Raw genomic sequence first — 20,188 nt, 5'->3', positions numbered from 1 at the left:
TAAAGCAATATTTGTACCAATATTCTAAAAATAAAGATAATTGAAGGAGGTAATGTTTTCCGATTTGTAATGTATATAAGATGTAATGGAAATCTATCAGGCTGAATACCCTGAAGCTGCATGTATTTTGCTATATGCTCATGAAAAATTCCCCCTTCCAGTCAGGAGAAGGGGGAGGAATGTGATTTGCTGTTAATATGGTAGTCCGATGTTTTGCTTTATAAGTTTTTCTTAGCTACCACCATGTGGCCGTTTGTGCAAGCCTTTAACAAAATAAAAAATGATGAGAATGAGATACCAGACAGGACCGACGATAAGCGCGATGCGGGTTTCAGGAAAGTACGCCATCAGTCCGACAACTCCCATGAGAAAAGCAAGCGTTACGTATGAGCTAAACGGAAACAGGGGCATTTTATATTTCAGGCTGCGAACTTGGTCAGCATTCAGCTTTTTGCGATAACGAATCTGTGAGAGCAGAATGATAGCCCATGTCCAGATAGCGCCGAAGGTACCGATACTAGTCACCCACTGGAATACTTTATCCGGTACGATATAGTTCAGGGTAACTCCGATAAGCAACGCTCCTACGGATGCAAGGATAGCAATATTTGGTACACCTGTTTTGCTAATTTTTTTGAACGGTTGTGGCGCTTCTTTTTGCTGTGCTAGGTTGAACAGCATCCGACCGGTACTAAAAATACCGCTGTTACAGGAGGAAAGGGCGGCGGTTAGCACGACAAAGTTGATAATTCCTGCCGCGTATGGGATACCCAGTCTGTCGAAGGTTAAGACGAACGGGCTGCCTTTGCCCTCAAGTCCATTCCACGGATAAATGGAAAGAATAACGAATAGCGCCCCTACGTAGAAGATGAGAATGCGCCAGAATACTGTATCGATCGCTTTGGCAAGTGATTTTTCAGGGTTTTTGACTTCTCCTGCTGTAACTCCGATCATTTCGATGCCGAGAAAGGCAAACAGAACCATCTGCATGGACATCAAAATGCCGGTAATGCCATTCGGCAAGAAGCCGCCGTGAGACCAGAGATTGCTGATGCCTACGGGAACGCCTCCATTGCCCAGACCGAAAATGATCATGCCAAGCCCTACGACAATCATAAGAACAATCGTGATAATCTTAATGAGAGCAAACCAGAATTCCAGCTCTCCATATGCTTTAACGGCAATGAGATTCACCGCACCCATCATAATGAGCGCGGCAAGTGCCCATAGCCATTGTTGCGTATCCGGAAACCAGAACTGCATGTAAACACCAACTGCTGTAATTTCTGCCATGCAGGTAATAATCCAGAGGAACCAATAATTCCAACCTGTTAGATAGCCTGCCATCGGACCAAGGTAATCGCGTGCATAGCGGCTGAAGGAACCTGCGACCGGGTTTTGAATCGCCATCTCCCCCAGTGCCCGCATAATAATAAACATGCCGGCTCCGGCAAGTACATAGGCGATGAGAATGGCCGGACCAGCCATCTTAATGGCAGAGGTAGAGCCCAGGAATAGCCCGACCCCGATGGCTGCACCTAATGACATTAATGTAATATGACGTTCTTCCAAGCCTCGATGAAGTTCTTCCGTATGCTTCTTCTTCATAGAACCTCCCAAAAACTTTATAGATGAAATATTCCTGCAAAAGCAAGCGCTTTCATATTTTTATATAAAGATTATAAAGCACGTTTTTTTGATTTAACAGCTTTTCGAATAAAGTAAATAAATTCAAATTATTTACAAATATAAGTAACAGAATAATTAGTTTTATAATACAAAAAAGCTCCTGTTCTACAGGAGCGGAGAAGTGATGAAACATTATAATTTTGGAATACGTATGGGACTGACCATTAAAATAGCCAATAGCAGCATCAATAGCGGACTTGAAAAGGAGAAAAGAGCCAGTACAGCCAGAGTAAGTCCCGCCAGCGTAATCGGCACTCCCATATAGTATCCTACGGTCGGTTTAATGTTGAAACGACCAAGACGCCAGGCCCCTGCAATTGGAAATGCAATGAATGCAAGTGTCAGCAACGGGGAGGGCGTATGCATTGTGTGAACCAGGATGGCTGGTGCCACGCCGAAACTAACAATATCTGCCAGTGAATCCAACTCGACACCCATAGGGCTGTCCACATGTAGCATGCGTGCCAGCTTGCCGTCGAACACATCGCACAGCGCCGCAAGCAGAATCAGAAAAGCGGCCATTTTGTAATAGCCATTCATGGCAAACGTAAGTGAAAAAATTCCGCATACAAGATTTCCGAGTGTAAAACTATTTGGAATCGACTTTCGAATCGAGTTCATTCTTCACCTCAGCACATTCTTTATTTTGCATTGTACCATACAGGGGTGCAAATAAAAATAACCCGTCAGCAAAACGCTGACGGGTTTTCGTTTTTATCGCATCGATCATCTTTTGACAACGCTTCATCCATAACATAAAGGGAAGGGGGACTGACGAAAAGCTGGGGGTCCTTGTTAACCGGCACAAAATCTGAGGAGCAAGTTTCACAAATGTTCATGTCTACACGGTGCGAGTCGCCCTGTTTGACCTGCAGGCAGGATAAACATACATACATCCTCATGCTTTGTCCTCCTTCATAAAAAGATACAATAACATTATAGCATATTTGTTAGAATATTTACACATAAAAATATGTTACTTTTTTACATTTAGAACTAAAGTATGAGGTAGCACAGATGACAGGATACCTTTTCCTTTATATAATAAGCGGAATAGTCGTGTTTTGATACAGGAAAGGAAGAGGAAAATGAAGGAAAAAAAGAAAGTGTTGGAACAGAAAGTAACAGAGATATATAAACAGGATACGAATGCGATGGTGCTTGTCTTCGCCCAGTGGTGTATCAATCATGGTTTGGATCCTGTTTCCGTCTATGAAGAAGCGTATCCTGAGCAGACAATTCCTGTTGAGCTAAAAAGTATGCTGGCGTTAACTGTACCAAAAGAGGAAGCGGGAGACATTGCGCTGGAAATGTTGATGAATGTATTGCTGGCATTCGATAATGAGTGTTTGGCTGCTGTTGTCCAGCAAAAGGCCGAAGCGATTAAAAAAAGATAACAAGGTGAACGAAAGTGAAAAATCGGGCCAAAGGTTATCTTTGACCCGATAGATGGTCATTGTTTCCATTCAACGTATGTGATGATTTTGTATTTGAACAAAGCAAGTAAGAAGTCAATGTAGTGATCCTGACGAACAATTACTTGATATTCATAGTCGGGATGCGAATAGAAAATAACATCGGTATATACTTTGTCACTATCGAAAAATGCACGTATCTTACGTAAAGCCGGTAGGACAGCATCGACATCTTTAACTTTGAAGATGAACTCCTTATCCTGATCATTGTCCTTCTCCTCAATGTGTAAAAGACCTGTATTGTATCGGTAGACAACCATACAGTATCCCCTTTCTTATATAAGATAACGCAGATATATATACACTGTAGAAATGATAATGGACAAAATCATTAGCGGGAAGCCGATCCACAGAAATTTTAAGAAGGAAATATTGTACCCTTCTTTGGCGGCCATGCCTGCGACAATTAGGTTAGCACTTGCGCCAATTAATGTTCCATTTCCTCCAAGACATGCCCCGAGAGCAAGGGACCACCATAAAGGTTCTAGATCAGAAATTCCTATTTTTCCCATCTCTTGAATCATCGGGATCATCGTAGCGACGAAAGGGATATTATCGACAAAGGCGGATGCGATAGCACTCATCCACAGGATGAGCAATGAGGTAGCCACAAGATTTCCCTCTGTCAATTCAATAGCCTTTGTTGCCAGTTGTGCGATAACGCCGGTTTCTACGAGGCCGGATACAAGAATAAATAAACCGACAAAAAAGAAGATGGTTGTCCATTCCACTTTCGGTAGTGCATCTTCAAGATAGTGCTCACCTGTCAACAGCAGAAGAACGAATGCGCCAAGCAGGGCGACGGTGGCAGATTCAACATGAACAATTTGATGAATGAAGAAGCCGCCAATCGTTAAGACAAGAATGATTAAACATTTTTTTAGCAGGGTCGTATCGGTAATCTCATCTTTTTCATTCAAATCCATGAGCCCTGCTTTCAATTCTTCTGTTGTTTGTATTTGTTTGCGATACAGAAGTGCGAGAATCGCAACAGTAATAATGAGAATTACGATTGAAATAAGTGTTAGATTGTTAATAAATGCTACGAATGTCAATTCCTTAACCGCGCTGCCAATCATAATGTTTGGCGGGTCTCCAATCATTGTGGCTGTTCCTCCGATATTGGCAGTGAGGATTTCTGAGATAAGGAACGGAAGCGCGGAAATGCGTAACTGGCGCGTGATACTGAACGTTACTGGCACCATTAGTAGAACCGTTGTCACATTATCGAGAAATGCGGAACCGATTGCAGTAATCATGCTGAGCGCGATAAGGATTTTAACGGGTTCCCCATTTACTTTTTTAGCCGACCAAATGGCAATAAATTTAAAAAGTCCGGTTTGCGCCGTAATTGCCACAATAATCATCATCCCGGTCAGCAGTCCGAGTGTATTAAAATCGATATGGTGAATCGCAGTCTCCTGATCCACGATTCCGAGAATAACCATGAGGGCGCCCCCCAGCATGGCTACGATTGTCCGATGGATTTTTTCGGAGATAATCAAGGCATATGTAACTAAGAAAACTCCGATGGCTATAATTGCTTGTTGTTCCATTGTTGTAATCTAAAACCTCCTATACTCAAAGAATATGCTCCACAACTTATTCACATACGCAATAGTGATGAGAAAGTTTCAAAAAAATTGTAAAAATAAATAGAAAAGGCAGTTTTTATAAAGGGATACGTATAAGAAGAACGAATATATACATAAGAGAGCGAACGCTCAGTCAAAAAAGGATAAGGAGAAACAAGCATGACAAACCGATGGAAAATTTTCAGCTATCCGATGTCAAGTGAACAAAAAGTATTCGAGCATGTCAAAAGCAAACTGATGGAAGTCGAGCAAGGTTCCATTGTTGTGTTGCCGGAGTACGTAGCCTATACAGAAGAGAATTCCAGACAAACTCTTACGGCACTCGTCGATATATGCCGGTCAAAAAGCATAAGTGTAATTACGACATTAAACCTTGTACCACCCAACCTACCACATGCTACAAAAGGTGTTAATTACAATGTACTCACCATCGTAACGAAGGAAGGAAAGGTGCATACTCCACAGGCGAAAATCACACCTCAATCATTTGAGAGAGTTCAGTACGAACCTCGTTTCCCAAAAATGAATGTAGGGGACTATGACTATTTAAATAAGGTCACTATTGAAATCGATGGTGTAAAATCCAGTGTGTTTTTTGTAATTTGCTCTGATGTGTATTGTCTCATGGCGGGTGTAGAAAGAAAGGAAGAATTAAAAGCAGACTACTGTATTGTTCCGGGCAATTTTGGGAATGGGGCCGAGAAGGCAGTCAGGAGAACATTAGAGAGATTTCGTGAAGCAGGCCTGTTCAAAACGACGATTTTCGCCAATCCATACCAGAATCTAAAGGATGCAAGCCAGACGCCGCTGGTCAAAGAAGCTACTGAGATGATTGAGCTTGCTCCTGCTCATTCTATCCGGGAACTTACCGATTGGGATCGAATCCAGCTTGTTAAGGAGAATGTAGCTATCTATCCAGATGACCAAGTGCCAAGCTTTGTTCATATGACAAACCTAACGGCTATGGATGAAGGAAGAATGACGGTTGGTATGAGCCGTTTTCCTGTTGTTGTGCAGCTTGGTAGCTATTCGGAAGTTATTCAATTATAAAATGAGGCTTTACTCAGCGGGAGGATTGCTGCCGGTTAAATTGGGATAAGGTTATATGCATTTGCATATAAAGATCGTGAAAGTTAAATATAAGTGATGAACATAGGTTCCTTGCGTTTGTTTAAAGCGTAATGGAGCCTTTTTTCTTTCATCATATGGATCATCGACAAGTGTGATACTATATAGGAATGTAAGGATAATGCCAATATAGGGAGCAGGTTATGAATAAAAAAGTTATTAGTATTCTTCTTTTCGTTCTGATTGTTGTTTTGGGTTACACACAAAAAGACATATGGGTGGAATGGATGAAAGAAGGTGGCATGCTTGCGATTATAATTAGCATATCGCTTGTTGCTATCGACGTGTTCTTTCCTGTTATTCCGTTTCCTATCCTGGCTGGAATGATCGGGAGTTTTTTTGGTGTTTGGCAAGGGACAAGCATTACGCTAACAGGCGCGATGTTAGGAACAATGATTTTATTTTTTTTGGTGCGTTATGGTTTCCGTGATTGGGCGGAAGGTTATGTAAATAAGCATCCAAAAGTGAATGAGTACAAGCAGTCTTTTGAAAAAAATTCATTCGTAGCGATATTTCTGAGCCGAGCTATTCCGGTAGTTCCTTCTCTTGCAGTGAATGCGATTTGCGGTCTTAGTAATGTAAGGTGGTCTACATTTTTCCTGGCTTCGTTGCTAGGAAAAATACCGAATAATTTGTTGGTTAACTTTGCCGGAGCAAATTTTGAAAAGAGCAAGTGGTTTTCGTTTGGGATATATGGGGCTTATATGCTCATCATCTTTATTATTACGTATATTATGACTTACAGAAAACTGTCGCGGGCACAAGTGCAAGGGGCAGATGAATAAAAGAAGTACTATAGAAAACGTAAAGAAAAATCCTTGTCAGATGATGAGGATTTTTCTTTCTCTAGCTCTCCTACATCTAACCGATTTCTTTGGCATAAGATTAAGTGTCGCCTCAATAGATGATTATGTTCATAGACGGGTAAAGAAAAGCAGGGTCTAACATACAGCATGCTTTTATCAGTTTATCATTCGGTAAGCACCATGATTTATTTGTCGATTAATCAAGTCAGATGTATATAGAATAAAACATTGGATGTCCGATAATAATCAGTATTAAAACGCGGAATTCAGCAAGATAGTTGTTTTCCGCGTTTTCACTTGTGGAACGGCGATACACGTAACGAACCAGCGGCGAGGAAGAAAAAAAACCCTGCTGATAGAAGTTTTAGTTTATGTTATACATAGTAATAGCGTAATTTTTCATTTTCTTTTATAACGGATGACACATGCTCCAGAGAAAGTTATAGTTTTGCTCAAAAGGCAGTTAATAATGGAAAGCGTTAGGTGAGCAGTGGATGAAAAGAATTTTGCAAATTTATAAAACAGATTGGATAAATATATTTAAAGTGCCGATTGCTCTCTTTTTAATTGTTGGATTAATGGCTCTTCCCTCTCTTTATGCATGGTTTAACTTAAAAGCGTCATGGGACCCGTACGGAGATACATCAGGAATTGCCATTGCAGTTACGAACGAGGACGAGGGCACGCATATTCAGAAAGGAGATATCGATAAAAGGATTAATGTCGGTAATGAAATTGTAGACAGTCTTAAGAAGAATAAAAAGCTAGGCTGGGTATTTGTCAGTAAAGAAGAAGCGGAACGGGGAGTTAATCATGGGGATTATTATGCAAGTTTGCTCATTCCAAAGGACTTCTCAGCTAAGATCGCTACAATCCTGGAGGAAAATCCCCAAAAGCCCGAGATAGATTATAGTGTCAATGAGAAAATTAATGCGATTGCACCTAAAATAACAACAACAGGTGCTTCAGGGGTCGTTGCACAAGTAAGCGAAAATTTTGTAAAGACGGCAAGCGAAGCGATTTTTACGATTTTTAATGAGGTCGGCATCAAGCTGGAACAGGAGTTACCGACCATTCGTAACATCGAAAACCGTATTTTTGAACTTGAAAAGCGTTTGCCTGATATCGAGCAAGCCGGGAATAAGGCATTAGCATTCGAGAAAAAGCTGCCGGAAATACGCAAGCAAAGTGAGAAAGTCATCGAACTGGAAAAAAAGCTTCCAGAAATAAAAAAAGCAGCTAATCATATTCTTATACTTGAGGAGAAGCTGCCGAAGCTTAAAGAAGTTGGCGACGAAATCCTGGTCATTCAGCAAAAGCTGCCCGAAATTCAAAAAGCGGCAGACCGTATCGTAGAAATCGATCAAAACTTTTATAAGGTAGAAAGTACGCTGAACAAGGCGATAGAAGATGCGAAAAAGGCAGCAGGAATTATTAGCAGCGCACAGCAAGCGTTACCGAAACTTGAACAAATCGCAAAGGACGGGAGCGATTTTGCAAACGGTCTAAATGAATTTTTGCAGAAAAACGATGGAGCTTTTGAATCGCTTGCTCCTATTATTAAACAAAATTTACTTCTGCTTCAGCAGACGGCGGATGCTGTTACACAAATAACGGAAACGCTCAAACAAGCGAACATCGATCCGAAGCCGACATTGGAGGCATTATCCTTCCTGCAAGATCGGTTATCAACGGGCGTGAAGGTCATCGATAGAACGACTAATTTGTTGACAAAGCTGAACAAGTATATACCTAATCATCCGCTTGATCATACGATTACACGTTTACACGCTGTAAAAACAAATTTTGAGAAGCAAATCAGTACAATTCAAGCCATTAAAAACACGATTGAGCGTGGAGAACAACCGGCAAAAACAATTGTCGATAACTTAAACGCATTATCAAAAGATGCAAGTGATGCACTTGGAGGCATCCTGTCGCGCTATGACTCGGAGATTGTGCCGAATATAAACAAAGCTCTTGATCAGCTTAAGAGATCGGCGCAAAATGCAAGCGATGTTTTGCAAACAGCACAGAACCAATTACCGGATATTAAAGCCATTCTGAATGATGCAGCGTTTGGAATTGATTTCGGACAGCAAGAGCTGATACGCTTGCAGGGAAATCTGCCGGAAATAAGGGCGCACGTGCATGAAGTGGCACAAAGCATTCAAGAGAAGATGGGACGCTTGACAGAAGGTATTAATGCGGCGGCCAGCTTTGTCCAAAATGACCTGCCTAAACTGGAACCGAAAATTCATCAGGCAGCTAACTTTGTTCGTCAGGATTTGCCGCGGGCCGAACAAGAAGTTCATAAAGTGTCTAACCTCATCCAAACAAAGCTGCCGGAAGTTGAAGCAGCCGTGCATAAAGTAGCCAATCTTGTTCGTCAGGATTTGCCGGCATTAGAGGATTCGGTAAGAAATGCAGCGGATAAAATTCGCGAGTTTGAAAAGACGAAAAATCTTGGTGACATTATTGAACTATTGAAAAATGATATTCGCAAAGAAAGTGACTTTTTGGCACATCCAGTGTTGTTGAAGGAGAACAAGAAGTTTCCGATTCCGAATTACGGATCAGCTATGTCGCCATTTTATACGACGCTTTGTTTATGGGTTGGAGCGATCCTGCTCGTTTCCTTGCTCCGTCTTGATGTAGAAGATCCGAAAGGGATATATAAAAGCAATGACATCTACTTTGGAAGGCTGTTAACTTTTTTAACAATCGGCGTATTTCAGGCGCTTATTGTCACAATAGGAGACATGGTGGTATTAGGCGCGTATGTTGCGGATAAGCTTTGGTTTGTAGCATTCGGTGTATTCACCAGCATTGTGTTTATGACGATTGTGTACACCTTTGTATCGGTGTTTGGAAACATGGGGAAAGCACTTGCGATTATTATGCTTGTTCTGCAGCTGTCAGGGTCTGGCGGAACGTTCCCGATCCAGGTCACGCCGCCATTCTTCCAGGCTATCCATCCGTTTTTGCCTTTTACGTACGCCATTGGCTTAATGCGTGAAGCGGTGGGCGGAATGCTGTACGATATTGTGATTAAAGATATTGTGTTTCTATTGTTATTCCTGGGGGCGGCACTCCTTCTGGGAGTTGTATTAAAGGAACCATTAAGTAAGTCGACACAACGGGTTACTGAAAAAGCAAAAGAAAGCAAGATCATTCATTAGAGAGAACATGATATAGGAATATAAATATGTAAAAGCAGTTGCTGTCTTGCTAGATGGTAACTGCTTTTACATTAACGTTACGCTAATGTTCTGATGTAACAGAGGGGGAATCAGTATATGGAAGAGATGAGAATTAAAGATATCGCGGGGAAACTTAATATTTCGGCACGTGCTATTCGGTTCTATGAACAAAAAGGGCTGATTTCCCCAAGAAAACAGGAAGAAAACCGGTATCGGCTATTTACTGAGGAAGATGCCTGGAGATTGCAGACTATTATTGCATTACGAGAAGTAGGAATGTCCGTAAAAGAGATAAAAAAAATTCTGGACGAGATGAATGAAGGAGAAAGAAAAAACATATCGTATTATCTTGAATTGCAAAGGGCAGCTATATTTGCTAAATGGGTCGAATTAAAGCAAATGATCACAACCATTGATCAAATGATTGCTATATGTAAAGAAAAAAGTGCTCCGGACATCGAAGAAATGTATCGCCTATCGGAAGGTTCGAAAAGACTGCGTGAGTGCAGAGAAAGCTGGTATGATCGTTGGAACTTCGACCGCCGTGCTATGTCATATGATAGTGAGCTGCACCATCATCATGCTGGATTTGACGTTCGCAATCATTACAAACAGGTACTTGATCTGACGGTAAAATGGGTAAATCCCCGAATAGGGGAAAAGGGACTGGATATCGGTACAGGGACTGGAAATCTGGCAGGCAGATTTTCAGATAAAGGAATAAGCATCGCAGGTGTGGATCAATCAAGGGAAATGCTTGCGCAGTGTCGTAGTAAGTACCCAAAAATGGAGACAAAGCTGGGCAACTTTCTTGCGCTTCCTTATGTAGATAGTCAATTTGATTTTGTTGTAACAAGCCTTGCTTTTCACCACATAACGAATGAGCAGCAGCCATTGGCTTTAGAGGAGATGAAGCGGGTTTTGAAGCCTTCTGGACGTATTTGCATCACAGACCTGATGTACGAGAGTATAGAAGACAAGGAAAGATATATCAAACGGCTAAAACAGCAAGGGCAGGAGGAAGCAATTCACCTAATGGAAAATAAGCATTATGCCTTTCTTCCTGATGTACTTTATTGGTTTGAAGAAAATGATTATATTACAAAACATAAAAGAATAGATAATCTTTTGTATATCGTATACGCAGTTCCCATTCGGTAAGAAAAACGGTTGAGCTTTCCCTTGCGTCATACTTTATGCTTGCCTTATCTTGAACGAAGGAGGATGCAAGATGGATAAGGAACAACTGGAGCGATTGTACGAAGAGCAGGAATATTATTGGGGAAAGGAACCGAGTGAGCTAGCGAGAAAATTGCTGGCTTATATGAATGGCCCCACCAAAACAATCATTGATTTAGGAGCAGGGGAAGGCAGAGACAGTGTTTTTCTAGCTAAACAAGGTTATGACGTTATAAGTATGGACATCACATCAGCGGGCTTAGGAAAAGCAAGCAAGCTTGCTGAAGAAATGGGGACATCACTTCAAACTATTCAGGCAGATGTAAATGATTTTATCTTCCCTTGCAAAGTTGATGTACTGTATTCAATTGGCGCACTTCAGTACATCAAACCGGAAAATAGACAACGACAATTCAGGCATTTTAAGGAGAATACACAAGAGGGCGGGATTCATGCTTTGTTTGCTTTTATCGACCATCCTGATATTGAAATGGCACCTGATTGGGGAAGGAACGAGTATCTTTATACCAGAGAAGAGCTGCAAGCTTATTATGTAGATTGGAAGCAATTGTATACCGAAGAAATTATCTTTTGCTGTAATTCAAGCAACATTCCCCATCATCATGCTGCAAGAATCTTGATTGTGAAGAAAGTCTGAGATACAGCAAACGGGATGCAGAAGATGCATCTCGTTTGTTCAATGGATAGGAAAGTATGTATCCTTATTTATCTACAATTTTTATTGGTTGCAGAGCACCATAAGTAATTGAGCGCCATATCCATTCCAGCGGCCCAAAGCGGAAAAAACGAAGCCAGTAAAAGCTAAATAAAATTTGCAGTGCATACACAGCAATGCAGATGATAAGACCTATGCTCAGTGTGAAGGTCTCGAATAATCCGAAGCCTCTCATTAATATGAGTGCAATTATCGTCTGCCCTAGATAATTCGTTAGCGCCATACGTCCTGTATAGCCAAGGGGAGCGAGAAATGTACGGGCTAGCTTATTTCGCATCAGCAGAAGAAGTGAACTCATATAGAAGAAACATAATGTTAGGCCGCTTAACTGGATAAAAAGACGTTTAGCATCCAGTTTTGCTATCCCGAAGGATACAATATCATATTCAACAGCGAATACCATGCTGACCAATGGAATGCTTATCATGAGCGTGCCTAGCCATGTGACCCAAATAAAACGTGTGTGATGAGCTGGCTCATGGAAAACTTCCTTTCGTCCTGCATATAGGCCAAACAGGAACAAAGGAAGAATGGAAGCGACAGTCAATGGTGCATTGGAAAGTATGTCGCTTACTTCGGCAGAGAAACGGTAGGCTACCCATTCAAGATAGCTGGCATGTTCATATATCTCCATTGTTTTCTTTATTTCCTGTTGTCCAAGGGCCTGTTGTTCCTGCTGTAAGCTTCCATATAGCTCATCGGAAAAAAACAGCGGTAATGTTGTAAGACTAAGTATGAAGATGAGGAGACCGAACGCCCATGCAAGAATAATCCCGTTTCTTCTTCGATAGAAGAGGAGCAGCATAAAACCGGCTAGCGCATACGTATGCAGGATGTCACCGTACCAGAAAAAAATAAGGTGCAGCAAGCCGAACACAAGCAATGCCAACAATCGGCGTGTGAATAAACTGTATACCGACAGCCCTCTTTTCTCAGCTCGTTCCATGAAGATGTAGAAGCCTAAGCCAAACAGAAATGAGAAAATAGTATAAAATTTTGTCTGAACGAACATATCATAAAATAAACGAATGCCTCGATCCAGGCCGGTATATCCTGGATCGAGCGAGAACATTAGGGCAGGGTAGTCAGCAGGGTGGAAGGAAGGGAAATTAACAAGAAAGATGCCAAACAACGCAAAACCGCGAATAATATCGAGCGAAGCAATACGCTCCTGCCCTGTAATTGGTGTTAACATGAACCCATCCCTGCTTCGGTGTGCAACGTTTTTTCCAGCATAACCATATCAAGAGCACGAATGCCATTTTCGAAAATGGGCTCAGGATATGCTGCGAAAAAATCCCGCTTTACATTAATGATTCGAAATCCGGCTTTTTGATAAAAAATTAGATTTTCAATACTTGAATTTGCAGTGCCTACTTGTATGCTTCGGTATCCTTTTTCTTTGTACATGTTACATATTATTTGAAGAATTGCCTTACCGTATCCCTTTCCCTGATGTATCGGCTTGACGGCTATGTTTTTAATTTCTGCGATATCCCTTGCCTTTTTTATCATCAGGATGACCCCGATTGTTTCATGTTCTTCGTTATAGACGGAGTACAGTTCCCCATCATATAGGTATTTGCTCACGATTTCTGCGCATTCATCTGCTATTAAGAGCAAGTCCAAATATGTGTGGCGTTCTTCATGTTTTGCTGCGGATAATTGGATAATAGGTGGAACAGTCACTATTTCACACTCCTGAAATGTATTTGTTTTCCTTTCCTTCTGCTATTTCATTATACGATAAAGCAAAGCTTCCATCAGCTTTCTGCCTATTGGAGCGGGATAAAAATTTGAATTGAAAATAAAAAGCCCTCCTGCGATAAAGCAGGAGGGATAAGGAGAGAGAAAGGGAGTAGAAAACTCTACTTGTTACAAGTATTTCCTCTTCACTTGTTAAATAAACAATTTCCCGGAAAAATGTATAAAAGGACAGCAAAGTGCAGAGGATAGAACTTGAAAGCAGAATCCAACAAAGAAGCTTACCAATTATGCTGAAAAAATTACGAATTGTACTTATGGCTTTTATGCTGACAACCGTATTAGGAACACAGGCTTTCGCTGAGACTGCAGGCGTTGACGGGCATCCCCGCACGAATACAAATACTTATCAGGGGACCCATACGAACACTTATCGGACTACTGCAACAGATGGTGCATATCGAGGGAATAACTGGGGTTGGATCGGGTTATTGGGATTAGCAGGCTTGGCAGGGCTGCGGGGAAGAAATAAGGATCCGGAACCTGACCGTAAATAACGATGATGCCGCTCTTCGGAGTGGCTTTTTTATTGTGTAGAAGGAGAAAATGAATGGATAATCACAAAAAAGTGGAAGCGAGAGAAGAGGTGGATATCTCGCTTCCGTGGTTAGAAGGTGACAAATGAAGAGAGTACTTGTCAGTACTTTAAAATATAAGCAAATAGCGTGCCAAATAAAATAGGCAGAAGAATAGGCATCCCCGCATATATTTGTATGTAAAACAGCATAAAGAAGTTATTTTTGCATTATATAGTAGTGTTCCTGAATAGAAAGACGGATCGGGTGGCGCTTTTACTTTATCGGCTTTTCAAGCGCGTACAATTCTTCTTCAATGGAAACCATCTGCTGCTCGACAATACTGCGGGCGTCTTGTATTGCTTTATTATATATATAGGGAGATAGTTCTTTTAGCATGAAGTCAATTAGATGTTCTGCGGCTAACTGACCGATTTCTTCAGAAAGTTCAGTTTTGAAGTATTGTTGGACATTGCTTGCGATTTGCAGTTTTTGTTCTCTTGGCAGCTTTGTATATAACATAATAAGCCTCCTTTTGTATTAAGGATATTCATTATTCAGTAATATCCCGGCGAATTAGCATAACAATGAATTCTAAAACATTCAATCAGTAAAGTAAAGCGAAATGGGAACTTGAATGAAAGTATATCGTATTGTGCATAAAACATCTATAAGGGTGATGGAACAATGCTTGGAATCACTGTATTTGAGGAGAAATAGCTTAAAAATAAAAAAGCATAAAGTAAAGAAGACCCGGCGAGTATCCGGGTCTTCTTTATTCATGATGATTCTTTTATGTGCAATATACTTTTTCTTTTTTCTTCTGTAATAGGGCATGGAATAGCTCTCGTTTGATTTCCTTTTCTGAGCACTCATACAGCTGGCGATCGCCTATCTTGAAAATTCCCATTTCTAATAGCCTGTCAATATAGGTTTGAATTTTTTCTTCTTTCATAATAAACACCTCTTTAGAAAGTAGAGCAGTTTACTTTACACGCCTATACCAACCCAACCACAATTTTGATTATACAGCATATATATTACAGCATTATGACAGATAAATTAAATATATTTAATAACCGTGTAAAATATAGTGGGGTATGCAGGGATCGAACCTGCGACCTGCCGATTAAGAGTCGGCTGCTCTACCAGCTAAGCTAATACCCCTTTCGTTAACAATATACTTACTTTATAAAAGTATCTTGTTAAATAATATCATATTAATATTGATAAATCTATAGAAATTGGCACCAAATTACCCAAATAGAAATTATCCATTTAAACGTTGAATAGCCGATTTTGGGTTGGCAATGAAAAACACTCTGAGTGATAAGAAAAATCGGGTATAATAAGAAAGGACAAATAGATGGATAACGAGAGGGAAAGGAGCCATTATGGATGGGCGTTATGTTTTCAAGTCCTCACATAACCAAAAGTAACGTTTTTTATATAGCATATGCCCGGACAACCGTCTCGGGCTTTTTTTTGTCGGTATTATTTATCGCAAGGTAAAATTAACGATATCTACACCAATGTCACGAGGACCAAGCAAGCCTTTTGATTTTGTGTCAATGGAGATGCTTTCGAATATCTCATTAACAAATTGTTTTCTGGAATAATCATCAATGTCTGACCAAACAGATTTTATGTCCTGTAGGTGTTGTAAAAGTTCATCTTCATTCCATTCAACTGTTTCTTGTGGTTGCTCGGTAAGCAGCTCCATGATACGTTGTTCCTTTTCTTTTTCTTGTGCCATATTTGCACGTAGCTGCTCTACATCGATAGCGTCGTTTGCAAAGGCTTCCTGCCATTTCCTTTTTCGCTTTGCGATAACTTTTAACTCTTCTTCCAATGCATCACGGTCACTATATACCGGTTCTTCCTTTTCAACTTGAAGCTCTTTTTTAGTCTGTTCATCAATTTTCCATTTTGCTCGTTCTAAAAATGCTTCAGTTACTTTCCATTCTGCAACAATTGGCATATCACAGTTACGGTGATAAAAACGACCACTACAACGATAATACTTATATAATGCCCCAGACTTTCTTCGACGATGTGTGCCGAGGAATGTTGAGCCACAGCGAGCACAACGAAGTACAGTGCTAAAAGGATAAGCAGAAGTTACTCGTTTACCGTATGAACTTCGGCTTTTACGGATCCGTTGTATCTCTTCAAATTCCTTCTCGCTAATAATTTTTTCATGTGATCCTTCCGTAATGATTTCTTCGCTACGTGAATCCTTGTTCCAGCGAAGCTTTCCACAGTAGACCGGGTTATCGATCACATATTGTATGGTAAAGGTCGCCCATTGCTTGCGTCGTCTTCCTAATAAGCCTTCTTTGTTCAAGATACGAGCAGTATGATTTAATCCTTTTGTTTTGTATAGTTCGAATATCCGGCGGACAATCGGTGCTTCTTTCGGATCGATGAACAATTGACCGTCAGTGAGCTGATAGCCGAATGGGGCATAGGAGCCATTACGCTCGCCCTTCAACACCTTTTGTTCCATACCCATCTTTACACGTTCAGCAAGGTTTTCTCGTTCCCATTGAGCCATAGCACCAACCAAGGTAATAAAGAAACGTCCCATTGCTGACGTAGTTTCAAAGGATTCAGTAGCTGATTTGAATTTTACGTCGTACTTATCGAAAAGCTGTAGCAGATTATGCAAGTCAGTGACTGAACGTACCAAACGATCAAGCTTATAGACAAGTACAACATCGAAGTGCTTCTTAGTCATGTCATGCATCATGCGTTGCATTTTAGGGCGGTTTAAATCTTTTGCTGAAAAACCATCATCGATATAAATGTCTGCAATCTCCCATCCTTGCGAGTTCACAAAGTCAATAAGTCTGCTTCTTTGTGCATCAATACTGTAACCTTCTTTTGCTTGCTCAGTAGTGGACACACGGGCATAGATAGCGGCTCTCATAATTTCTTCCTCCTGCTAATGTTGTGGATATTTTATGTATAAAAACGTGGATAACTATAAAGTGAGAATGTTTGTTCCGATTTAATACTAAAAAAATTTTACCCTCTCTAATTCCTCAAGATAGTTTGCTTGGATTCGATTTTGAATGTAATTGAGTCGGTCGCAAGCATATTCGTAAGACACATCAAATATGGTGGCTAAGCGAACAGGATGCCATTCATGAACCTCCAATTCTCTAAGCATAAAAAACGGCATCATAGCAAGGTTAGTAAATCGTTTGGCGTCCATTTCAAGAAACTCACGCCATGTTTTCGGCATCATAAATTCATTACCTTCATGTCGTAAAATGTGGCAAAGCTCATGAAAGAACCGGTGCTTGAACTGAGATTTATCAAGCCTTTTTGTCATGAGAATAATGCGAATCCCATCCTGTTCAGAACCGTGTGTTGGCCCATATGTAGGGAATAAGAAAATAGAAAAGACTTTGGTTAGATTCTGGATGTTTAAATCATGAGGTGTTAAAATACCATTTTGCTTATATAGTTGTTCAATCCATGTTTCAGTTAGTCCTTGATTGTAGTATTCTAACATGGTGTCCTCTCCCTGTTGGAAACGTATGTTTGTATTTTTGTGTAAAAAGAAGAGCCCAAGAAGGGCCAAATTATCTTTGTAAATCGACTAATTTTGTTTCATCCCCAGCTAGTGCATAACCAGATGTAACCTCTAATTTTAAACCTTTAATGTCTGGTGGAACTTCAAATACGATATTTCCTTTACGTGTAAGCCCTGGATTTACACTTTCCAAAAAGAAGGAAACATTATCATTTACATATGAATCAACACTAGGCATTGCATCATACTTTCTTCCTTCTGAATCAATAATCGAAAATAGGTTTCTGTCAATGATGCGACTTTCTTTATCATTGTTCTTTATAGATGCGTTTACTATAAGAAACATATTATCCGTTGTTTTTTTCAGATACGCATTGCCGATTTCTTTTTTATCATCGATAGAGTGGATTATATAAGTTAATTTCCCAACTTGAACTGGCTCGTTCATCTTGAATATGGTCTGTGTACTTGGTTGGGAAGGTATATCTGCTGGTGTAGATTGCGGATCTAGTTGTGTTGCGGTTTCTGCTTCTGTTGGTTCTGACTCTCCTCTAAAGTTAAAAAATATACCTATCACTAATAGAACAGCAAATAATATCCCCCATATCTTTAGGCTTTCTTTCATAAAGTTATTTCCCCTTTTCATACACTCTTACATTTATAGAAATATTTTCTCCAAATCGTAAAATAATGCCCTGCTTGTCCATTCAGGTCAGGCAGGGTTATTGTTTTTCGGGTTTCAATAGATGTATTTCTTCTTCAGTGCGAGCAATACGTAAAATTTGATAATCCAAGCGTTTGTGAATACGTTTGGTGTCTTCTTTTACAGATGCCACTTCACCATGTAGTTTATGGACTTCCATAGCCAGTGCTTCAAGTTTTGCATCTGTCTCCTCTTGCCGATCATGTATAGCACGTGTGATTTGCTGCAACTCCTTAATACCTTCCAAGATTAAATCTAACTTATCGTTCATACATACCACCTCGCTTGCCTTGTTTCTTTAGTTTCTTAACAAGTTCGATGGCTTGCCTTGCCTCGTCATACATATGCTCCCGAAAAGCTTCTTTTTCCTCAGGAGAAAGATCGTCATATCCTTCCAGACCATCATAGAAGAAGAGGCTCATTTCTTTCTCTGATTTTTTTGGTGATGGATCGTTTGTACGACCCATTAGCCAATCTGCTGATACATCGAATAAATCGGCAAGCTTATCTACTGTTTCCAAGGGCGGTTGTTTTGGATTGTTCTCGTTCTCATATGCTGTGTAAGTAGGTCGAGCAACCCCAATTAAATCAGCTACGTATCCCTGAGTCCATTTTGGTTCCTTGTCTTTTTTCTTTTCACGTAAATACTTCAAACGTTTCGAGAATTCTTTCACCATGTATCGCCCTTTTCTACTAACAATTTAATATAAGTATAATGTTACTTTTAGAAACTTAAAATGAAAGTTCCTAAAAGAAATAAAAGTTGTTGACTTGTTCCTATGGGTAACATATACTAAAAACAACAAAAGTTACCCAAAGGAACATATAGGAGGGATGAACATGCGAGTATGGCTCAAGGAAATCCGTGATTTTAAAGAGTTGAGCCATGATGAAGTTGCAGAGTTGTCAGGTATTTCTCGTAGCTACTACACTCATATTGAAAATGGAACTAAAACTCCGAGTGTAAATGTTGCAAAAAAGATTGCTAAAGCTCTCAAATTCAAATGGACGCGTTTTTTTAAAGAAGAAAGTTCCTTAAAGAAACAAAACACAGCCTAATTTTTTACACACCTTGATTACCAAAACCAACCTCAGTTGGAAAGGAGATGACCACCTTGAGTAAAAACGACGAGCCGATTTGGCTTGATACAAACAAAGAAAGATTTATCGATGCTATGAACAAATGGATTATCCCAGAAGTACTCAAGCTTGACCCTGCCGAGTTAAAACGGCGCAAAGAACAAAGCGAAAAGGAGGAGACAGCATGAACCACATCACCACAGCCGACGACTTCCCGACTGTCATTGATGCGATGCGTTTCCACAGTACTGAAATCGACCGGGTAGCCCAATTACCATTGCCTGAGAAGTTGCAAGAACTGGATAACCTCGAAACGTTCGCTCTTAGTATTGTAGCCCGAATAGAACGTGAGAAGGGAGGAAGAGAGAATGCCCGAGAAAACTGTCCCTGCACACTTGTACCGCGATAAGTACTGGCGTCCGGTGCTGCATCTGTTCAGCAAACATTACAAGCTGAATCAATGCTTCACAACAAAATACTTCGACTTTAGAACAGAAACAATAAAAATTTCTGCGTTGAAGCGCCAATCATCAACGTGGTCGGAAAGTGAAAAGTTCATGTTAAAGCTGGCTCTACACTTGTTCAACTCTTCTAATAAAGTTGATTTGAGCGGAATGGACTATCTGGACGACCACAACACACGACTTGCGATTGAAGCGATTGCGATGCGTTATGAAAACTGAATAAGGTTCGCTTTCAGTACTTCCTATATTCATCATATATCGTTTTAAAAATGTTGTCTGTTCTGAGTAGGAACAAAAAGGAGGATTT

The 20,188-nt window shown here is 40.4% G+C and carries 25 protein-coding genes and 1 tRNA gene; 11 read left to right on the top strand and 15 right to left on the bottom strand.

Translation table 11 applies throughout. The features are described from left to right. Positions 1-231: 231 nt before the first annotated feature. The 3 genes from HMPREF0083_RS08350 to HMPREF0083_RS08340 form a co-directional block, all read right to left on the bottom strand. Positions 232-1,608: an amino acid permease gene (locus HMPREF0083_RS08350; protein WP_021620778.1), complete on the bottom strand. Its 1,377-nt coding sequence runs from the start codon at positions 1,606-1,608 to the stop codon at positions 232-234. A 213-nt stretch (positions 1,609-1,821) separates the two neighbouring features. After that, entirely contained in the window at positions 1,822-2,310 is a 489-nt protein-coding gene (gene pssA / locus HMPREF0083_RS08345) for a CDP-diacylglycerol--serine O-phosphatidyltransferase (protein WP_040302058.1), read from the bottom strand. A gap of 65 nt (positions 2,311-2,375) precedes the next feature. Further along, positions 2,376-2,591 (bottom strand): hypothetical protein, encoded by a 216-nt coding sequence (locus HMPREF0083_RS08340; protein ID WP_021620775.1) that lies wholly within the window; start codon positions 2,589-2,591, stop codon positions 2,376-2,378. A gap of 186 nt (positions 2,592-2,777) precedes the next feature. Here HMPREF0083_RS08340 and HMPREF0083_RS08335 point away from each other — a divergent pair, with 186 nt between their 5' ends. Beyond that, entirely contained in the window at positions 2,778-3,086 is a 309-nt protein-coding gene (locus HMPREF0083_RS08335) for a hypothetical protein (RefSeq protein WP_021620774.1), read from the top strand. A 56-nt stretch (positions 3,087-3,142) separates the two neighbouring features. On the opposite strand, the gene HMPREF0083_RS08330 is transcribed toward HMPREF0083_RS08335, so the two are convergent. Together HMPREF0083_RS08330 and HMPREF0083_RS08325 are read right to left on the bottom strand one after the other, a co-directional pair. Continuing rightward, positions 3,143-3,424, bottom strand: coding sequence for a hypothetical protein (locus tag HMPREF0083_RS08330; RefSeq protein WP_021620773.1), 282 nt, complete (start codon positions 3,422-3,424; stop codon positions 3,143-3,145). A gap of 15 nt (positions 3,425-3,439) precedes the next feature. After that, on the bottom strand, positions 3,440-4,720 hold the full coding sequence (locus HMPREF0083_RS08325) for an ArsB/NhaD family transporter (protein WP_021620772.1): 1,281 nt from the start codon (positions 4,718-4,720) through the stop codon (positions 3,440-3,442). A gap of 198 nt (positions 4,721-4,918) precedes the next feature. Here HMPREF0083_RS08325 and HMPREF0083_RS08320 point away from each other — a divergent pair, with 198 nt between their 5' ends. From HMPREF0083_RS08320 to HMPREF0083_RS08300, 5 genes are all read left to right on the top strand, one after another. Further along, positions 4,919-5,809 (top strand): hypothetical protein, encoded by an 891-nt coding sequence (locus HMPREF0083_RS08320; protein WP_040302056.1) that lies wholly within the window; start codon positions 4,919-4,921, stop codon positions 5,807-5,809. 221 nt (positions 5,810-6,030) lie between these two features. Then, the gene (locus tag HMPREF0083_RS08315) at positions 6,031-6,672 is read left to right on the top strand and encodes a TVP38/TMEM64 family protein (protein ID WP_021620769.1); all 642 of its coding nucleotides are present in this window, start codon (positions 6,031-6,033) and stop codon (positions 6,670-6,672) included. Positions 6,673-7,187: 515 nt separating this feature from the next. After that, the gene (locus HMPREF0083_RS08310; RefSeq protein WP_021620768.1) at positions 7,188-9,875 is read left to right on the top strand and encodes a YhgE/Pip domain-containing protein; all 2,688 of its coding nucleotides are present in this window, start codon (positions 7,188-7,190) and stop codon (positions 9,873-9,875) included. 117 nt (positions 9,876-9,992) lie between these two features. Further along, positions 9,993-11,057 carry a MerR family transcriptional regulator gene (locus tag HMPREF0083_RS08305; protein WP_021620767.1) on the top strand — a complete coding sequence of 355 codons (1,065 nt, stop codon included), beginning with the start codon at positions 9,993-9,995 and terminating at the stop codon, positions 11,055-11,057. Positions 11,058-11,127: 70 nt separating this feature from the next. Then, on the top strand, positions 11,128-11,733 hold the full coding sequence (locus HMPREF0083_RS08300) for an SAM-dependent methyltransferase (RefSeq protein WP_021620766.1): 606 nt from the start codon (positions 11,128-11,130) through the stop codon (positions 11,731-11,733). Positions 11,734-11,797: 64 nt separating this feature from the next. Here the strand turns inward: HMPREF0083_RS08300 and HMPREF0083_RS08295 are convergent, their stop codons facing one another. Beyond that, positions 11,798-13,006, bottom strand: a complete 1,209-nt coding sequence (locus tag HMPREF0083_RS08295) for a DUF418 domain-containing protein (protein WP_021620765.1) — start codon at positions 13,004-13,006, stop codon at positions 11,798-11,800. After that, on the bottom strand, positions 13,000-13,500 hold the full coding sequence (locus HMPREF0083_RS08290; protein WP_021620764.1) for a GNAT family N-acetyltransferase: 501 nt from the start codon (positions 13,498-13,500) through the stop codon (positions 13,000-13,002). The genes HMPREF0083_RS08295 and HMPREF0083_RS08290 overlap by 7 nt, the downstream gene beginning before the upstream one ends. Positions 13,501-13,805: 305 nt before the next feature. On the opposite strand from HMPREF0083_RS08290, the gene HMPREF0083_RS08285 reads away from it, so the two are divergent. Then, a complete protein-coding gene (locus HMPREF0083_RS08285; protein WP_021620762.1) occupies positions 13,806-14,072 on the top strand; it encodes a WGxxGxxG family protein in 267 nt (88 codons plus the stop codon). Between the two features lie 294 nt (positions 14,073-14,366). Here the strand turns inward: HMPREF0083_RS08285 and HMPREF0083_RS08280 are convergent, their stop codons facing one another. The 8 genes from HMPREF0083_RS08280 to HMPREF0083_RS08250 form a co-directional block, all read right to left on the bottom strand. After that, positions 14,367-14,612, bottom strand: a complete 246-nt coding sequence (locus HMPREF0083_RS08280; RefSeq protein ID WP_021620761.1) for a DUF2164 domain-containing protein — start codon at positions 14,610-14,612, stop codon at positions 14,367-14,369. Positions 14,613-14,883: 271 nt separating this feature from the next. Next, complete coding sequence (gene fbpA / locus HMPREF0083_RS27075; RefSeq protein ID WP_021620760.1) at positions 14,884-15,045, bottom strand: Fur-regulated basic protein FbpA; 162 nt, start codon at positions 15,043-15,045, stop codon at positions 14,884-14,886. 139 nt (positions 15,046-15,184) lie between these two features. Further along, positions 15,185-15,257 (bottom strand) — tRNA-Lys (locus tag HMPREF0083_RS08275). 331 nt (positions 15,258-15,588) lie between these two features. Beyond that, entirely contained in the window at positions 15,589-17,022 is a 1,434-nt protein-coding gene (locus HMPREF0083_RS08270; protein ID WP_021620758.1) for a recombinase family protein, read from the bottom strand. A gap of 87 nt (positions 17,023-17,109) precedes the next feature. Then, on the bottom strand, positions 17,110-17,613 hold the full coding sequence (locus tag HMPREF0083_RS08265) for an ImmA/IrrE family metallo-endopeptidase (RefSeq protein WP_040302054.1): 504 nt from the start codon (positions 17,611-17,613) through the stop codon (positions 17,110-17,112). Between the two features lie 70 nt (positions 17,614-17,683). Next, entirely contained in the window at positions 17,684-18,259 is a 576-nt protein-coding gene (locus HMPREF0083_RS08260) for a DUF4352 domain-containing protein (protein ID WP_051354585.1), read from the bottom strand. A gap of 97 nt (positions 18,260-18,356) precedes the next feature. Continuing rightward, positions 18,357-18,608 (bottom strand): hypothetical protein, encoded by a 252-nt coding sequence (locus tag HMPREF0083_RS08255; protein WP_021620755.1) that lies wholly within the window; start codon positions 18,606-18,608, stop codon positions 18,357-18,359. Beyond that, entirely contained in the window at positions 18,598-19,014 is a 417-nt protein-coding gene (locus tag HMPREF0083_RS08250; RefSeq protein ID WP_021620754.1) for a helix-turn-helix domain-containing protein, read from the bottom strand. The genes HMPREF0083_RS08255 and HMPREF0083_RS08250 overlap by 11 nt, the downstream gene beginning before the upstream one ends. A gap of 163 nt (positions 19,015-19,177) precedes the next feature. On the opposite strand from HMPREF0083_RS08250, the gene HMPREF0083_RS08245 reads away from it, so the two are divergent. Genes HMPREF0083_RS08245 through HMPREF0083_RS08235 form a run of 4 tightly spaced genes read left to right on the top strand, consistent with a single transcriptional unit; the run spans position 19,178 to position 20,100 of the window. Next, positions 19,178-19,396 carry a helix-turn-helix transcriptional regulator gene (locus HMPREF0083_RS08245; protein WP_040302053.1) on the top strand — a complete coding sequence of 73 codons (219 nt, stop codon included), beginning with the start codon at positions 19,178-19,180 and terminating at the stop codon, positions 19,394-19,396. Between the two features lie 56 nt (positions 19,397-19,452). Continuing rightward, positions 19,453-19,605: a hypothetical protein gene (locus tag HMPREF0083_RS27945; protein WP_155847228.1), complete on the top strand. Its 153-nt coding sequence runs from the start codon at positions 19,453-19,455 to the stop codon at positions 19,603-19,605. After that, positions 19,602-19,826 carry a hypothetical protein gene (locus tag HMPREF0083_RS08240; RefSeq protein ID WP_021620751.1) on the top strand — a complete coding sequence of 75 codons (225 nt, stop codon included), beginning with the start codon at positions 19,602-19,604 and terminating at the stop codon, positions 19,824-19,826. Before HMPREF0083_RS27945 ends, HMPREF0083_RS08240 begins: the two co-directional genes overlap by 4 nt. Next, positions 19,786-20,100 carry a hypothetical protein gene (locus tag HMPREF0083_RS08235; RefSeq protein WP_040302051.1) on the top strand — a complete coding sequence of 105 codons (315 nt, stop codon included), beginning with the start codon at positions 19,786-19,788 and terminating at the stop codon, positions 20,098-20,100. The genes HMPREF0083_RS08240 and HMPREF0083_RS08235 overlap by 41 nt, the downstream gene beginning before the upstream one ends. Positions 20,101-20,188 lie beyond the last annotated feature (88 nt).

Source organism: Aneurinibacillus aneurinilyticus ATCC 12856 (assembly GCF_000466385.1).
In the GTDB taxonomy this organism is placed as follows: domain Bacteria; phylum Bacillota; class Bacilli; order Aneurinibacillales; family Aneurinibacillaceae; genus Aneurinibacillus; species Aneurinibacillus aneurinilyticus.
Note: the sequence above shows the minus strand (reverse complement) of the source record. Positions and strands in the feature narration are given on the sequence as shown.